Source organism: Streptomyces sp. WAC07094, assembly GCF_036320405.1.
Taxonomy (GTDB): domain Bacteria; phylum Actinomycetota; class Actinomycetes; order Streptomycetales; family Streptomycetaceae; genus Streptomyces; species Streptomyces lannensis.
Window position 1 is genome coordinate 2,487,680 of the sequence record NZ_JAVMJZ010000001.1, and the last position, 13,712, is coordinate 2,501,391.

Below are 13,712 nucleotides of genomic sequence, written 5' to 3' on the forward strand. Positions count from 1 at the left end.
CGTCCTGGAAAAGGAAGGACGGATTGTCAGTGGTGCGTGCCACACTCGCGTGCATGGGGAGCATCGATTCCCGGGAGTCCCTGGTCAGGGCGGTCCGGGCCGGGGCGAGGGTGAAGTATCTGCACTTCTGGGGGCATCGGCCGCGCCGGGACGGACAGATGGGAGCGAGCTGTCTCAGCCAGTGGTGGCCGTCTCCGTTCACCGTGGACGGCGTCGCGTACGCGACGGCGGAGCACTGGATGATGGCGTCGAAGGCGCGGCTGTTCGGCGACACGGGGGCCGAGCGCGAGGTGCTTCAGGCGTCGAGCCCCGCGCTGGCCAAGAAGGTGGGACGGCTGGTGCGCGGTTTCGACGACGCCACATGGGCGCGCGAGCGGTTCTCGATCGTGGTCGAGGGCAGCGTCCACAAGTTCTCCGCGCACGAGGAACTGCGGGCGTTCCTGCTGGCCACCGGTGACCGGGTACTGGTCGAGGCGAGCCCGGTGGACCGGGTCTGGGGCATAGGGATCGCGGCGGACGACGAGCGGGCGGCCGACCCGGAGCGCTGGCGGGGACCGAATCTGCTGGGGTTCGCACTGATGGCGGCGCGGGAGCGACTGGCCGCCTCCTAGCGTTCCCGACGGCACCCCGCCGCCCCTCCCCGCCGGAGGCACTTCCGTGCCCTGCCGCTGCGGACAGGCACAGGGACATGAGGTGCCGCCGTGTCACACACCGGCATGCGCTCGACGCGCTACGGCAGCCGAGGCACCACGAGAGACGTCGAGTAGCCGTCCTCCGTACTCGTCCACGGGTCGTCGTCACTGCCCGGGGCCAGGAAGATGGCCACGGTCACGACGAGGCCGACGGCAATACCGACCGCTCCGCAGATGATGCCGGCCAGGGCCATGCCCCCGTTCGTGGCCTCACCCCGGTTCGACTTGCGGCGGCCGACGATTCCGAAGATCACGGCCAGCGCGCCCACGAACATGGCCACCGGACCGAGACAGAACCCGACGGCTGAGATGATCCCGAGCACGAGCGAGGCGGTGCCCATTCCGTTGCTCGGCGCGAGCGGCATTCCGGGCCAGCCGTAGCCGGGGACATAGCCCTGTGGACCGTACGGTGCGCCGTAGCCGGGGTATGCGGGGTACTGCGGATAGGCATAGGCCGTCGGCTGCCCGGGCCCTTCGGGTCCGATGGGCGGTGGCGGCACGGGCTGACCGGGAACGGGCGGCGCGTACGGATTGCCGACGGCGAACGGTGAGGGCGGCGCGAAGGGGTTGCCGGCCGGGGCCGGGGAGGGCGGGGCGAACGGGTTGCCGGCCGGGGCCGCGGCGGTGGGGCTCGGCGGGGCGAAGGGATGGCCCCAGGGCTCCTGGGCCGGAGCGCCGGGCATCCCGGGACCGGGCAGGGCGGTGACCGTGGCCTGGTCGTGCGGGAACGGAGCGCCGCCGGGGATCCGGTCCTGCGGGCCGACGGGAGCTCCCGGGACCGGCGAGCCCGGACCCGTGCGGGGCGCGTCGTCGGCGGGCGGCGCCCAGGGATCGAACGTGGGGAGCGGACCTGCGACCGGCTTGTCGAGCGCGACCCCGGGCACCCGGCCCGCGGGGGTGCCCGGTATCCCGGGGCCCTCGGCCCCGGGCGCACCCGGCGCCCCTTCCGTGCCGTCGCCCGGCATGGCCCCCGGCCCCATGGCGCCGTGCTGAGGCGTTCCCGGCGGCTGCGCGTCCTCGGACATGCGTGAGTCCCCCCTCCGTCGTACCTGCCGTCATGCTACGGCCCGGGCCGGACACACGTGACCCTCGTCCTACGATGATCCCTGAACCACCGATCAGCCGATCACCCGCGTCCCGCCCGAACAGGGTGCCGGGGCGCCGCTCCCGGGGAGGACCCCTTGACCGACCACCGTGACGCCCCCGCCGTGCGCGATCTGCACGCCTTCATCGCCGGACTGCCCAAGGCCGAACTGCACGTGCACCACGTGGGCTCCGCCTCCCCGCGCATCGTCTCGGAACTGGCCGCACGTCACCCCGACTCCAAGGTGCCCACCGACCCCGAGGCCCTCGTCGACTACTTCACGTTCACGGACTTCGCCCACTTCATCGAGGTCTATCTGTCCGTGGTCGACCTCATCCGGACCCCCGAGGACGTACGCCTGCTGACCTACGAGGTCGCACGCGACATGGCCCGGCAGCAGGTGCGCTACGCCGAGCTGACGATCACCCCCTTCTCGTCCACCCGCCGCGGTATCGACGAGCGGGCGTTCATGGACGCGATCGAGGACGCCCGCAAGGCCGCGGAGGCCGAGTTCGGGACCGTACTGCGCTGGTGCTTCGACATCCCCGGCGAGGCCGGCCTCGAATCCGCCGAGGAGACCGCCCGGCTCGCCACCGACGACCGGCTGCGCCCCGAGGGGCTCGTCTCCTTCGGGCTCGGCGGCCCCGAAATCGGTGTGCCCCGGCCGCAGTTCAAGCCGTACTTCGACCGGGCGATAGCGGCGGGCCTGCGTTCCGTGCCGCACGCCGGAGAGACGACCGGCCCCGAGACGGTCTGGGACGCCCTGAACGAACTGCGCGCCGAGCGCATCGGCCACGGCACGAGTTCCGCCCGGGACCCGAAGCTGCTGGCGCACCTCGCCGAGCACCGCATCCCGCTGGAGGTCTGCCCGACCTCCAACATCGCGACGCGCGCCGTCCGCACGCTCGAGGAGCACCCCATCAAGGAGTTCACGCGCGCGGGCGTGATCGTCACCGTCAACTCGGACGACCCGCCGATGTTCGGCACCGATCTCAACAACGAGTACGCCGTCGCGGCACGACTGCTGGACCTCGACGAACGGGGTCTGGCCTCGCTCGCCGGGAACGGGGTCGAGGCGTCCTTCCTCGACGACGCGGGCAAGGCGAAACTGGTCGCCGAGATCGACGCCTACACTGCGGCGTGGCTCGCTCCCTGACCAGCACAATGGGCCCATGCGCACCGTGACTGCCGTCGCCCATCGCGGCGACCCCTACCGCCACCGCGAGAACACGCTCGCCTCGCTGCGTTCCGCGCTCCGCCGGGGCGCGGACGCCGTCGAGGTCGATGTTCGGCTCACCAGGGACGGTGTCCCCGTGCTCCTGCACGACGGGACACTGAAGCGGCTGTGGGAGCAGGACCGGCCGCTCGCCTCGCTCTCGTCCGACGAGGTGCAGGGGCTGACGGCCGGCGGTGTGCCGACGCTGGCCGACGCGCTGAGGGCGTCCGACGGCGGCCGGGTCATGATCGACCTGCCGGGCGAGCCCTCGGTCCGCGCCGTGCGCCGGGTGGTGGACGTCGTGCGGCAGTGCGGCGCGTCGGAGCGCGTCTACTACTGCGCCGGGGCGCAGGCCATGCTGGCCGTCCGGGCCGCCGACCCCTTGGCGGAGATCGCCCTGACCTGGACGAGCCTCGCCCCGCCCCGGCCCGCGCTGCTCGATGCGGTGCGCCCGCGCTGGCTCAACTACCGGTTCGGCCTGGTCGACCGGGACCTCGCTGCACGTGTGCACCGGGGCGGTCATCTGCTGTCGGTGTGGACCCCGGACACGCGCCGCTCCATGCGGCGCCTGCTCGACCTGGGCGTGGACTCGATCACCACCAACCGCCTCGACGCGCTGCACGCGCTGCGCGGGCGCTGAGCCGGGCGGCGGTCCCGGGGCCGTTCGGTGGCCGGGGTCACGCTGCCGCGGGGGCCGGCCGGGTGACCCCAGCCGTCAGCTCCTCCAGCCGCTTGATCTTCTTCCGGACGACATACAGCGGGACGATCCCGAACACCCCGAACGACATGTCGATCACCGTCCACCAGAACGGGATCCCGCGGATCGGACCGCAGATCAGGGCGAGCGGGATGATGCCCGCGCAGGCGATCATCCCGAACTCGACGACCCAGATGTTGCGGACGGGGTCGCGGTAGGGCCCGTAGAAGGCCACCGCGATCACCAGGTGTGCGAACGCCAGCCAGTCCGTGCCGTAGAGGACGAAGGGCTGTTCGGCATCGGTGGCGTCGAGTCCGCGGCGCACCCGCTCGATCCAGTCCATGAGGGCGGGCAGGTGCTCCGGCACGGACAGGGACCTCAGCAGATCCTCGGTCCAGCGCAGCTCGTGGACCAGGGGAAAGGCCGTGGCACCGCTGAGTACCAGGCAGACGACGAAAAAGACCAGCCACGCGCGGATGCCCCTCGACAGGGCCGCTCTGTCGCTCATGGCATGAGCGTACCCCTCGAATTGAACATGTTCAAAAGTGGTTGGGTGGTGACCCGCCGCCGGCGTACGGGGATCGGGACACGAGGACGCGCTAAGCGGCCACGGCGGCTCGTTCACGCGCGGCACGCACGGCCTCGGACAGTCCGGTGATGTCGTACGCGCCGTAGTGCCTGCGCCCGTTGACGAAGAACGTGGGCGTTCCCGCCACGCCGCCGAGATCGGCCGAATCGACGTCCTCGGCCACGCGCGCGGCGCCCGCGTGGGCGCGCATGTCCCGCTCGAAGCGCCGCAGATCGAGTCCCAGGTCCGCGGCATGGCCCAGCAGGTCGTCGAGCGTCAGGGCGCCCTGGTGACTGATCAGCAGATCGTGCATGTCCCAGAAGCGGCCCTGCAGCGCGGCCACCTCCGCCGCCTCGGCGGCGAGTTGGGCGTGCGGATGGACGTCGGTCAGCGGCAGATGCCGCCATACGTACCGCACGTCCCCGAAGTCCGCGAGGAGTTCCCGCACGACCGGCTCCGCCTGGCCGCAGAAGGGGCACTCGTAGTCGCCGTACTCCACGACCGTCACGGGTGCCTCGTGCGGTCCGCGCACATGGTCGCGGCCGGGGCCGACGGGCACCCCCAGATCGACGATCGTCTCGGCCTTTCCGAACAGTGCCCGCAACTGCCGGGGACGCGACAGCATCCCGATCACACCGGTGGCGAGCCGGCCGGTCACGAAGGAGCCGACCACCGCCGCCAGGATGCCGATCTTGGCCTCCTCCAGCCGGGCGCCGCTGAAGGCGAGCGTGGCGATGAGCAGGGAGACCGTGAAACCGACTCCGGCCATGGTCCCGCCCGCGGCGACGGTCCCCCAGCCGACCGGGATCCGGAGCCGTCCGCGGCTGAGCGCCTGGGCCAGGGCCGACGCCCCGACGATGCCGATCGGTTTGCCGAGGACGTACGCCAGCAGGATGCCCAGGGTCACCGGTGAGGTGAACGCCCGCCCCAACTGCTCGCCGCCGATCGGGATGCCGACGTTGGCCAGCGCGAAGAGGGGAACGATCACATAGCCGGCCCAGGGGTGGTACATGCGCTGCAGGCGCTCGTTCGGCGAGAGGGCCGTGGCGATGCCGACACGTACGGTGCGCTCGAGTTCGGGCGTCGGCTGCTCGCGGAACAACCGGAACAGGTCGCTGACACGCTCCAGATCGGCGCGCGCCGCCGGATAGGCGTAGGTGATCAGGCCCATGGCGAGCCCGATGACAACCGGGTCCACCCCCGATTCGAGCAGGGCGACCCACGCCACCAGCGCGAGCAGCGCGTACACGACTCCGCGGCGGACCCCGAGCCATCGCACCAGCAGGACGACGGCGAAGACGCCGACGGCCACGAACAGCGCAGGCACGTTGATGCGGTCGCTGTAGGCGACGGCGATGACGACGAGGGCCAGCAGGTCGTCGACCACGGTGATCGTGAGGACGAAGACCCGCAGTCCCGGTGGCATTCGGCGGCCGACGACGGCCAGCACACCCAGCACGAAGGCGGTGTCGGTGGACATCGCCGCGCCCCAGCCCTGCGTCGTCCCATGGCCCGCGTTGATCGCCAGATAGATGCCGATCGGCACGAGCATGCCGCCGACGCCCGCGGCGAGCGACAGGACCAGACGTGAGCGGTCGCGCAGTTCGCCCATGTCGAACTCGCGGCGCGCCTCCAGACCGACGACGAAGAAGAACAGCGCCATGAGCCCGCTGTTCACCCACTCGCGCAGTGCGAGCGACACACCGTACGAACCGATCCGTACGGACAGGTGGGTGTGCCAGAACGCCTCGTAGCCCGACGGTGCGGAGTTGGCCCACACGAGCGCGAGGACGGCCGCCGCCACCAGGACGGCCGCGCTGCCGGTCTCGGTCTGCAGGAAGTCGCGCAGCGGCGAGTGCGAGTTCTTGCCGCAGGCGGTCTGACCCGTGTAGTCGTCGGCTTCGCTGGACATGCTCATGCGCTCACTCGGCGATCGCCAGGTGGTTCGAACGCATCCGCCGCCTCCCGTTCCGGCAGACCGGAACAACCAGGGCAATCCGCCCTGACGAGGTCTGCTGTCACTCACAAACGCCCGAAGCCCGACGTCCCATTCCGTGCGGAGGAAGTACGTCCGTGCGCGGGCCGTACCGGGCGCCGGACCGGCCGGGACCCTCGCGGTGCCCGGCCGGGCCCCGCCGTCACCCGTCCATGGTCAGCACCATGCGGAACCGTGCTGCGCCGGACAGCATGCGCGCGTAGGCGTCGTTGACCTCCTCCAGCGGCATCGTCTCGACCATGGGCCGGACTCCGCTGCGGGCGCTGAAGGCCATGGTCTCCTCGACCTCCCGCGCCGTTCCCGACGGATGCCCGCTCACCACCCGGCTGGTGCCGATCAGCTGTACCGGTGCCACCTTGAGCGACTGGTCCGTCACCCCGATGGTCACCAGCTGACCGCGCGGGGCGAGTCCGTCGATCGTCGCCGACATGGCGTCCGCGCTCGCCGCCGTGCCGAGGACCACCTTCGCGCCGCCCAGTTCCTTGAGCATCCGGGCCGGGTCCGAGGCCGAGCTGTCGATGTAGTGGTCCGCGCCCAGTTGTCTGGCCAGCGCTTCCTTGTCCCGGCCGCGGGCGATCGCCACGGTCTCGAAACCCATCCTGGCGGCGTACTGGACGCCGAGGTGCCCGAGGCCGCCGATGCCGAGGACCGCGACCAGGTCACCGGCGCGGGCCACACTTGTGCGCAGCCCCATGAAGGAGGTCACACCCGCGCATCCGAGCGGTGCGGCGTCGACCGCGGACAGCCCCTCCGGAATCTGGGCCAGGGCCTCGACGGGCGCGACCATGTGGGTGGCGTATCCGCCGTCGTACGCCAGCCCCGGCACCTTGAGGTTCTCGCAGCTGATGAAGTCGCCCTGGCGGCAGGGGCGGCAGTGACCGCACTGCCCACCGAACCACCCCACCTCGACCCGGGTGCCCACCGCCCAGCCGACGACCCCCTCGCCCACCGAGTCGATCCGGCCGGCCACCTCGTGCCCGGTCACGAGAGGGAACCGCACGGCCGGGGAGGGTGTCTGCACGAAGACCGAGTCGGTGTGGCAGACACCGGACGCCTCCACGGCGATCCGTACATGTCCCGGCCCCGGCTCGGGCAGCTCCCGTTCGACGACCTCGAAACTCCCCCGGGGCTCGGCCACCTGGGCGACTCGCATCACGGACATGGCTCTTCCGCTCCTTGCTGTTGTCGGCACACCGGACATTCAGCTAGGAATCATCCCTTTCCCGGACCAATCGAGGCGCCAAGACGCGCGGCACCCGGCACCGTCCGTGCACCGGCCCGCGGGCGTGCCCGGTGGCTGCGGGCGCCCGTACCGCTCAGCTCTCGCGCCAGCCGAGCTTGATGAGCATGTTCTTCGCCTCCTCCGCGACGTCGGCCTCGGCGACCACGTCGTAGCGGGCGGCGACGATCTGGCTGCGGGACGCGAAGTCGCGGCGGCCCCCGGTGAACGCGTGGCCGGCGAAGCCGAAGAGCGCACCGAAGATCGCGCCGTAGAACAGACCGCTGATCATCAGCACCAGCACGTGATGGTTGCCCGCGGCGAACAGTGACAGCAGCAGGCCGATGAGCAACCCGAACCAGGCGCCCGAGCCCGCGCCGGCCAAGGCGGCCCGCCCGCGAGTGAGCCGGCCGAGCACCGTCTCCACCATCCGCAGGTCCGAGCCGATGATCGCGGTGCGCTCCACGGGGAACTTGCTGTCGGAGAGGAAGTCGACCGCACGCTGTGCGCCCTCGTAGGTCGGATACGAGCCGACCACCGGCCGGTCGAGCGGCGCCGTGGGCGGATGCTGGGTCATCACGGGGCTCCCTTCCTCGCCTCCCCCGTCAAGCAGCCTGCTGCGCGGCGGCGGTCCCCGCAAGGCGGGCACGAGAGCAAGGAGGAGGGCGGGCGCGGCCCCGCCGGCTCCTGTGCCGACGGGAGCGTCAGCGGGCGGAGGGCGACGGCTCGCCCCGCATCGCGCTCGACGCCACCCGCCGCTCCCGGGTCGGCGATACCGGACCGCCCGGCGCGTCGCTTCCCACGGACGAGGACCGTGCGGTCGGACGGGGGTCGACACGCTCGGGCGGCACCGAGGGCACGGGCGACGCCGACGGGTCGGGCACCACCGAGGGGGTGGGCGACCCCGCGTGCCCGCTCGCGGGCGGCGGCGCGAGCGGCACCGCCGGGGAGGCCGGCGCACCGGGGCTCGCCAGGTGAAGGGGCAGCGCGACAAGAACGGCGACCGCGCAGGACGCGCCGATCCCCGCCGCGGCACGCAGCAGCCTGCGGCGGCCCGCGGCGCGGCGGATCGCCTCGTACCGGCCGGGGGGCGCCCCGAGGTGCTCGGCGGGCGGCCGCAGGATCACCGCGAGAGGGTCGTCGGACCCGAACTCCGGGCCGTCGTCAAGGCGTGTGGTCAAGGCTTCTCCTCAGGTGGACGCGGAGCAGTTCTCGGGCCGCGTGGAGATCGGCCTTGACGGTTCCTTCCTTGCGCCCGGTCAGCGCGGACACCTCCCGGATCGGCATGTCGGCGTAGTAGTGCAGCAGGATCGGCACCCGGAGTCGTTCGGGAAGCGACTGTACGAGCAGCCGCACCGACGGGTCGGTCTGCTCGGTCTGCGGGCGGACGGCGGCCTCGGAGGTGGCACGGCGCACGGCCCTGCGCTCGCGCTCCAGTTTGCGCCAGTGGTCCCGGACGATGTTGGCCGCGGTGACGTAGAGGAAGCCGCGGGGCTCCTCCACGGTCGTCCAGCGGGCCCAGAGCCGGGTAAATGCCTCCGAGGCGATCTCGTGGGCCGTCTCGTCGTCGTCGACGAGACGGCGGCACCAGCCGGCGAGGCGCGGGTAGAGGACGGCGAACAGCTCGGACGCCGCCTTGTCACGGGACCGTTTCAACGCTCTCCATGGTCGTGGGGGCACTCGTGGGGAAGGATGCCGGGCCGACGGCGTACGTTCCGTGGGCCCGGCATCCGAGCAGGACCGGGTCAGGGGACAGCGGAGCTCAGTGTCGCGAACACGATGACGTTGTCGAGGTAGCCGTCACCGCTGCGGGGTCCGCCGCACGTGATCAGCCGCAGCTCCGGACGGTTCACATCCCCGTAGACGTCCCGTGCGGGGAAGTCGGTCTTGGCGACCGTCCGCACGTCGCCGACGGTGAACACCGCGGACGCACCGTTCTCCAGACGCACCACGATCCGGTCGCCCCGGTGCAGCCTCGCGAGGTGCCGGAACACCCCGTCCCCGTAGGCGCCGACGGTGACGTGCCCGAGGAGGACCGACGGGCCCACCTGGCCCGGCGTCGGCGACTGCCGGTACCAGCCCGCCCGGTCGTCCGCCTGGATCGGGGGCACCTGCACGCTTCCGTCCGGCGCCAGCCCCAGCTGCATGACCGGGGTGTCGACGCCGATGGCCGGGATTCGCAGCCCGACCGGGACCGAGCGACCGAGGGGGTGTACGGCCCGTGCGGCGGCCTGCGAGGGCGGCGGCGTGCTCACGGCCGGTGCGGTCGTGGCCCGATGGTTCGGATGGCCGGCGCACCCCATGAGCACGCAGGCCAGAGCGGCCGTGGCGAAGGTGCGCCTGGAGAGCGGTGTCATGCCCCGGTTGCCCGGCGGCGACGTACGACGAAGACCGCCGCCCCGCCCGCGACGAGCGCCGCGGCGGCACCCCCGCCGATCAGCCCGCCCTCGGACCCGGACGACGAGGACACCGCCGTCACTCCGGTGTCGGGCGCGCCCTTCGGCACGACGGAGACCTGGCCGCGCCCGTTGGCCCGCGTCGGCGCCGCGCTCGGGACCGCGCTCGGGGCCGAGGACCGGGTGGCCGGGACGGGGCTCGGACCGGCCGGGGCGGCCGCGCCCGGGCGGGTGCTGGGGACCGGGCTCGGCCCGTCGGCGAACGCGGGCACGGTGCCGGCCAGCACGATGGTGCTCCCGAGTGCCAGGGCGCTGAGGACAGTTCGGCGCATCGAATCGCTCTCTTTCGTCGGCCCGCCCCAAACGCGGCGGGCTGAGTTACGGATCGAGCGAAGAGACGAGTCGGCGAGGGAGCGGGTTGTAAAGAGACGGCAAAGCCGCCGGGCCGCCGTGCGGCGGCCCGGCGTACAGCGCGGGTACGGCGGCTCCGTCCGAATGGAACAGCGGCCCGCCCGGCCCGCTCCACAGACCCGTCGGGGCGGCGGAGCGGCGTGAGTCCCGGACCGGCCGTCGTCCTCCTACTTGACCAGGAGCGCGGGCCGGGTGGCCAGATGCAGCAACTGCTCCATGGGGCCGCGGCGGAAGTGGCGGGCCCATACGGTCGCCACCAGCGCGGCGGACGCGATGAAACCGAGCAGCACCGGCAGGGCGGCCATGGTCTCGTCCTCCACCAGGGACACGTACCAGACATGGGTGAGGAGCCACAGGGCGACGATGTGCGCTACGTAGACCGTCAGCGCCATCTTGCCGACCGACGCGACGGGCGTGGCCATACGGGTGAGTCGCGGCAGCCTGGCGGCGACGGTCAGACACGCGGCGACCACCATGACGACGACGCCGATGTTGCCGACGATGGAGAACGTCGTCTCGCTGTGCGGTGCGCCCACCAGCAACCACGCGAGCGGAGTTCGGCCCTCGGGATCACCGACCGTGTCGGACCACCACGCGGCCGACGCCGAACCGCCGTCCGTGGCGGCCGCGACGGACGTCATGGCGTGCGGGACCAGGTGCAGAGCCAGCCAGGACCCCCCGTAGCCGAGCACGGCGAGCCCCCCGCCGGTCAGGGCCATCCGGGACCGGATACCGGGGCGAGTGAGGTCGAGCCGGGCCAGCGCCATGCCCGCGACCAGGAACGGCACCCAGGTGAGCACCGGATACGTCCCGGTGAACAGCAGCTCGACGATGCCGTCCGTGCCGGTGACCCGGGCCAGCGGGTCATGGTCGATGACGGACTGTGCCCAGTTCCCGTTGTCGATCGAGGCGTTTATCGCGTGCAGCACCAGGGGCATGACCACCGCACCCGTGGCGGCGATGAGCGCGAGCGCCCCCGCGCGCAGCCGGTACAGCGGGAGGACGACGAGGAACAGCAGCGCGTAGAAGCTGAGTATCACGTCGATCGAGGTGCCCAGGGCCGTCAGCGCATAGCCGATCACGCCGATGACGACGGTGCGGATCACGATCCTGGTCATCGCCTGGCGGCCGGAGCGGCCGGTGCGGGGCTGTGGACGGCCCATGACGATGATCAGCGAGAAACCCGCGAGCACCGCGAAGAGGGCGGAGGACCGCCCGCGCGCCAGCTCCAGGAGGAACCCCACCGGGCCGCCCACCGACACGTCGGGGCCGACGTGGGCCGCGTACATGCCGAAGACCGCGAGCCCACGGGCCAGGTCGATACCGATCAGCCGCCCGGTCGACGGCGTGGCGGCGGACGCGCGGGTACGGTCCGCCTCGAGCGGGCGCGGCACCGCCGGGGGCGCGGGCGCCAATACGTTCTGCGTCATCCCCTCAGCATTCGCCGCGGCCTCGCCCCAGCCATCCCGGCGGCTTTCCGAAGGCACCCCGCCGACCGGCCGAAGCTCCCCCCGCCAACCGGCTGGAATCCGGCCGCGCGGCCGTCGGCACCCGCTTCGCGCGCCACGGACGGTCCTGACGGGGTACGCATCCAGGAGAGGGGATGCGAGGAGCGGAGCGCACGTGATCCGGGTACTGGTGGTCGACGACGAGGCCCTCATCCGCACGGGCTTCACGCACATTCTCGACGCGGCGGACGACATCCAGGTCGTCGCGGCGGTCCCCGGCGGCCAGGCCGTGCGGACCGTCCAGGAGCTGCGCCCGGACCTCGTGCTGCTGGACATCCGGATGCCGGACGTGGACGGGCTCACGATTCTGGCCGAGGTCCGCCGTATGCAGGACCCGCCCGTGGTGGCCATGCTCACGACGTTCGACACCGACGAATACGTGGCGGCCGCACTCCGCTCGGGGGCCGCCGGATTCCTGCTCAAGGACACCGACCCCGAACAGCTTCCCCATCTCGTGCGCACGCTGGCCCGGGGCGGGACCGTGCTGTCGTCCAAGGTCACCCGCGCCATGGTCGACGCCTATCTCGACAGGGGTGCGCACGAGCCCTCCGCCGTCCGCCTCGTCGAGCGGTTGTCCGAGCGCGAGCGAGCCGTTCTCGTACTCATGGCCGAGGGCCTGGCCAACACCGACATCGGCGAGCGGATGCACCTGAGCACCGGCACGGTCAAAGGGCACGTCAGCGCGGTACTGAGCAAGCTGCAGGTCGGCAGCCGGGTCCAGGCGGTGCTGATCGCCGAGCGCGCGGGGCTGCTCACGCCGCCGCAGGACGAGGACACCCCATGAGCCCCGGGCGCCTGCCCGCGCCCGTCGTGGACGGCCTCCTGGTCGGGGCCGCCCTGGTGGACACATGGGTCAACGTCGACCTCACGGACCCGGCGGAGACGGTCTGCGCGCTGCTCGCCGCCTTCGCCCTCGCGCTGCGCCGCCGCCTGCCGCTGACGACCTTCGTGCTCGCCCTCCCCACCGCCCTGATCACCGACGCGGTGTTCGCCACCATCGCCGCGCTGTACACGCTCTCCTCGCTCAGCCGGCGCCTCTGGCTGCCGGCGGTCTGCGCCCTGGCCTTCGCGGCGGCCGACTTCCTGCCCTGGCCGTGGTCGGCGGTGCGGCCGGCGGAGCTCGCCCGGACCCCCAGCCTGATCCAGCTCGTCTACACCCTGGCCACCGCGGCCGCGCCCGTCTTCCTGGGCCAGCTCGTACAGGCCCACCGGGAACTGTCCCTGCGGCTCGCGGAGATCTCCGACGCCCGTGAGCACGAACGGCTCCTGACCGACCAGAGCATCCTGTCGGAGGAACGGGCCCAGCTGGCCCGGGAGATGCACGACGTGGTCTCGCACCAGGTCAGCCTTATCGCCGTGCAGGCCGGGGCGCTGCAGGTGGGCAGCCGGGACAACGAGACCAGGGCGGCGGCGGCCACGATCCGGCAGCTCAGCGTGCAGACCCTGGACGAACTGCGGCACATGGTCAGCGTGCTGCGCGCCTCCGGCGGCCGCCGTACCGAGCTCACGCCCCAGCCCTCCCTGGCCGACCTGCGCCGGCTGGTCGCCGGCAGCGGCATCGAGGCGGAACTGGAGACGGATCTGCCCGGCGACCTGCCGCCCACCGTCCAGCGCGCCGTGTACCGCACGGTCCAGGAGGCCCTGACCAACGTCCGCAAACACGCCCCCGGCGCCAGGGCGACCGTGCGGATCCACCACGGCGACGACGCCCTCCACACCGTCGTCACGAACACCGCACCCACCCGGCCGGCGCTCGCCCTGCCCAGCGCCCACCACGGTCTCGTCGGACTGCGCCAACGCGCCGAACTCCTCGGCGGCACGGTCGAGGCCGGGCCGACGGCCGACGGGGGCTACCGACTGCATCTGGAGCTGCCCGCCGAGGGCCGGCCCAACCGCGAGTAGGCGGCGCGGCTCGGCGGACACCC

General features: G+C 72.4%; 14 protein-coding genes and 1 pseudogene. 5 read left to right on the forward strand and 10 right to left on the reverse strand.

What is annotated here, in order from left to right; genetic code table 11:
- Nucleotides 1–53 precede the first annotated feature (53 nt).
- Nucleotides 54–611, forward strand: coding sequence for an NADAR family protein (locus tag RCR19_RS10805; protein WP_331264947.1), 558 nt, complete (start codon nt 54–56; stop codon nt 609–611).
- A gap of 119 nt (nt 612–730) precedes the next feature.
- Here the strand turns inward: RCR19_RS10805 and RCR19_RS10810 are convergent, their stop codons facing one another.
- Complete coding sequence (locus RCR19_RS10810; RefSeq protein ID WP_331264948.1) at nt 731–1,717, reverse strand: DUF4190 domain-containing protein; 987 nt, start codon at nt 1,715–1,717, stop codon at nt 731–733.
- Nucleotides 1,718–1,817: 100 nt separating this feature from the next.
- Here RCR19_RS10810 and RCR19_RS10815 point away from each other — a divergent pair.
- Nucleotides 1,818–2,932, forward strand: a pseudogene (locus RCR19_RS10815) (adenosine deaminase).
- 16 nt (nt 2,933–2,948) lie between these two features.
- Nucleotides 2,949–3,632, forward strand: a complete 684-nt coding sequence (locus RCR19_RS10820) for a glycerophosphodiester phosphodiesterase (RefSeq protein ID WP_331264949.1) — start codon at nt 2,949–2,951, stop codon at nt 3,630–3,632.
- Nucleotides 3,633–3,669: 37 nt separating this feature from the next.
- Here the strand turns inward: RCR19_RS10820 and RCR19_RS10825 are convergent, their stop codons facing one another.
- The 9 genes from RCR19_RS10825 to RCR19_RS10865 form a co-directional block, all read right to left on the reverse strand.
- On the reverse strand, nt 3,670–4,197 hold the full coding sequence (locus tag RCR19_RS10825) for a hypothetical protein (protein ID WP_331264950.1): 528 nt from the start codon (nt 4,195–4,197) through the stop codon (nt 3,670–3,672).
- Between the two features lie 91 nt (nt 4,198–4,288).
- A complete protein-coding gene (nhaA, locus tag RCR19_RS10830) occupies nt 4,289–6,169 on the reverse strand; it encodes a Na+/H+ antiporter NhaA (RefSeq protein ID WP_331264951.1) in 1,881 nt (626 codons plus the stop codon).
- A gap of 226 nt (nt 6,170–6,395) precedes the next feature.
- Nucleotides 6,396–7,415 carry an alcohol dehydrogenase gene (locus RCR19_RS10835; protein ID WP_331264952.1) on the reverse strand — a complete coding sequence of 340 codons (1,020 nt, stop codon included), beginning with the start codon at nt 7,413–7,415 and terminating at the stop codon, nt 6,396–6,398.
- 154 nt (nt 7,416–7,569) lie between these two features.
- A complete protein-coding gene (locus RCR19_RS10840; RefSeq protein WP_331264953.1) occupies nt 7,570–8,049 on the reverse strand; it encodes a general stress protein in 480 nt (159 codons plus the stop codon).
- 127 nt (nt 8,050–8,176) lie between these two features.
- Nucleotides 8,177–8,653 (reverse strand): hypothetical protein, encoded by a 477-nt coding sequence (locus RCR19_RS10845; protein WP_331264954.1) that lies wholly within the window; start codon nt 8,651–8,653, stop codon nt 8,177–8,179.
- Nucleotides 8,637–9,128, reverse strand: coding sequence for an RNA polymerase sigma factor (locus RCR19_RS10850; RefSeq protein WP_331264955.1), 492 nt, complete (start codon nt 9,126–9,128; stop codon nt 8,637–8,639). The genes RCR19_RS10845 and RCR19_RS10850 overlap by 17 nt, the downstream gene beginning before the upstream one ends.
- 89 nt (nt 9,129–9,217) lie before the next feature.
- Nucleotides 9,218–9,829 carry a class F sortase gene (locus tag RCR19_RS10855; protein ID WP_331264956.1) on the reverse strand — a complete coding sequence of 204 codons (612 nt, stop codon included), beginning with the start codon at nt 9,827–9,829 and terminating at the stop codon, nt 9,218–9,220.
- Nucleotides 9,826–10,200: a hypothetical protein gene (locus RCR19_RS10860; RefSeq protein WP_059129039.1), complete on the reverse strand. Its 375-nt coding sequence runs from the start codon at nt 10,198–10,200 to the stop codon at nt 9,826–9,828. The genes RCR19_RS10855 and RCR19_RS10860 overlap by 4 nt, the downstream gene beginning before the upstream one ends.
- Nucleotides 10,201–10,446: 246 nt before the next feature.
- Nucleotides 10,447–11,568 (reverse strand): DUF418 domain-containing protein, encoded by a 1,122-nt coding sequence (locus RCR19_RS10865; RefSeq protein WP_331269405.1) that lies wholly within the window; start codon nt 11,566–11,568, stop codon nt 10,447–10,449.
- 334 nt (nt 11,569–11,902) lie between these two features.
- On the opposite strand from RCR19_RS10865, the gene RCR19_RS10870 reads away from it, so the two are divergent.
- Complete coding sequence (locus tag RCR19_RS10870; RefSeq protein ID WP_331264957.1) at nt 11,903–12,571, forward strand: response regulator transcription factor; 669 nt, start codon at nt 11,903–11,905, stop codon at nt 12,569–12,571.
- On the forward strand, nt 12,568–13,689 hold the full coding sequence (locus tag RCR19_RS10875; RefSeq protein ID WP_331264958.1) for a histidine kinase: 1,122 nt from the start codon (nt 12,568–12,570) through the stop codon (nt 13,687–13,689). The genes RCR19_RS10870 and RCR19_RS10875 overlap by 4 nt, the downstream gene beginning before the upstream one ends.
- Nucleotides 13,690–13,712: the final 23 nt, after the last annotated feature.

Excerpts from the sequence above, each read along its gene's own strand:
- RCR19_RS10805 (WP_331264947.1), top strand. The coding sequence starts at position 54 with ATGGGGAGCATCGATTCCCGGGAGTCCCTGGTCAGGGCGGTCCGGGCC.
- RCR19_RS10810 (WP_331264948.1), bottom strand. The coding sequence starts at position 1,717 with ATGTCCGAGGACGCGCAGCCGCCGGGAACGCCTCAGCACGGCGCCATG.
- RCR19_RS10820 (WP_331264949.1), top strand. The coding sequence starts at position 2,949 with ATGCGCACCGTGACTGCCGTCGCCCATCGCGGCGACCCCTACCGCCAC.
- RCR19_RS10825 (WP_331264950.1), bottom strand. The coding sequence starts at position 4,197 with ATGAGCGACAGAGCGGCCCTGTCGAGGGGCATCCGCGCGTGGCTGGTC.
- nhaA (WP_331264951.1), bottom strand. The coding sequence starts at position 6,169 with ATGTCCAGCGAAGCCGACGACTACACGGGTCAGACCGCCTGCGGCAAG.
- RCR19_RS10835 (WP_331264952.1), bottom strand. The coding sequence starts at position 7,415 with ATGTCCGTGATGCGAGTCGCCCAGGTGGCCGAGCCCCGGGGGAGTTTC.
- RCR19_RS10840 (WP_331264953.1), bottom strand. The coding sequence starts at position 8,049 with ATGACCCAGCATCCGCCCACGGCGCCGCTCGACCGGCCGGTGGTCGGC.
- RCR19_RS10855 (WP_331264956.1), bottom strand. The coding sequence starts at position 9,829 with ATGACACCGCTCTCCAGGCGCACCTTCGCCACGGCCGCTCTGGCCTGC.
- RCR19_RS10860 (WP_059129039.1), bottom strand. The coding sequence starts at position 10,200 with ATGCGCCGAACTGTCCTCAGCGCCCTGGCACTCGGGAGCACCATCGTG.
- RCR19_RS10865 (WP_331269405.1), bottom strand. The coding sequence starts at position 11,568 with ATGTACGCGGCCCACGTCGGCCCCGACGTGTCGGTGGGCGGCCCGGTG.
- RCR19_RS10875 (WP_331264958.1), top strand. The coding sequence starts at position 12,568 with ATGAGCCCCGGGCGCCTGCCCGCGCCCGTCGTGGACGGCCTCCTGGTC.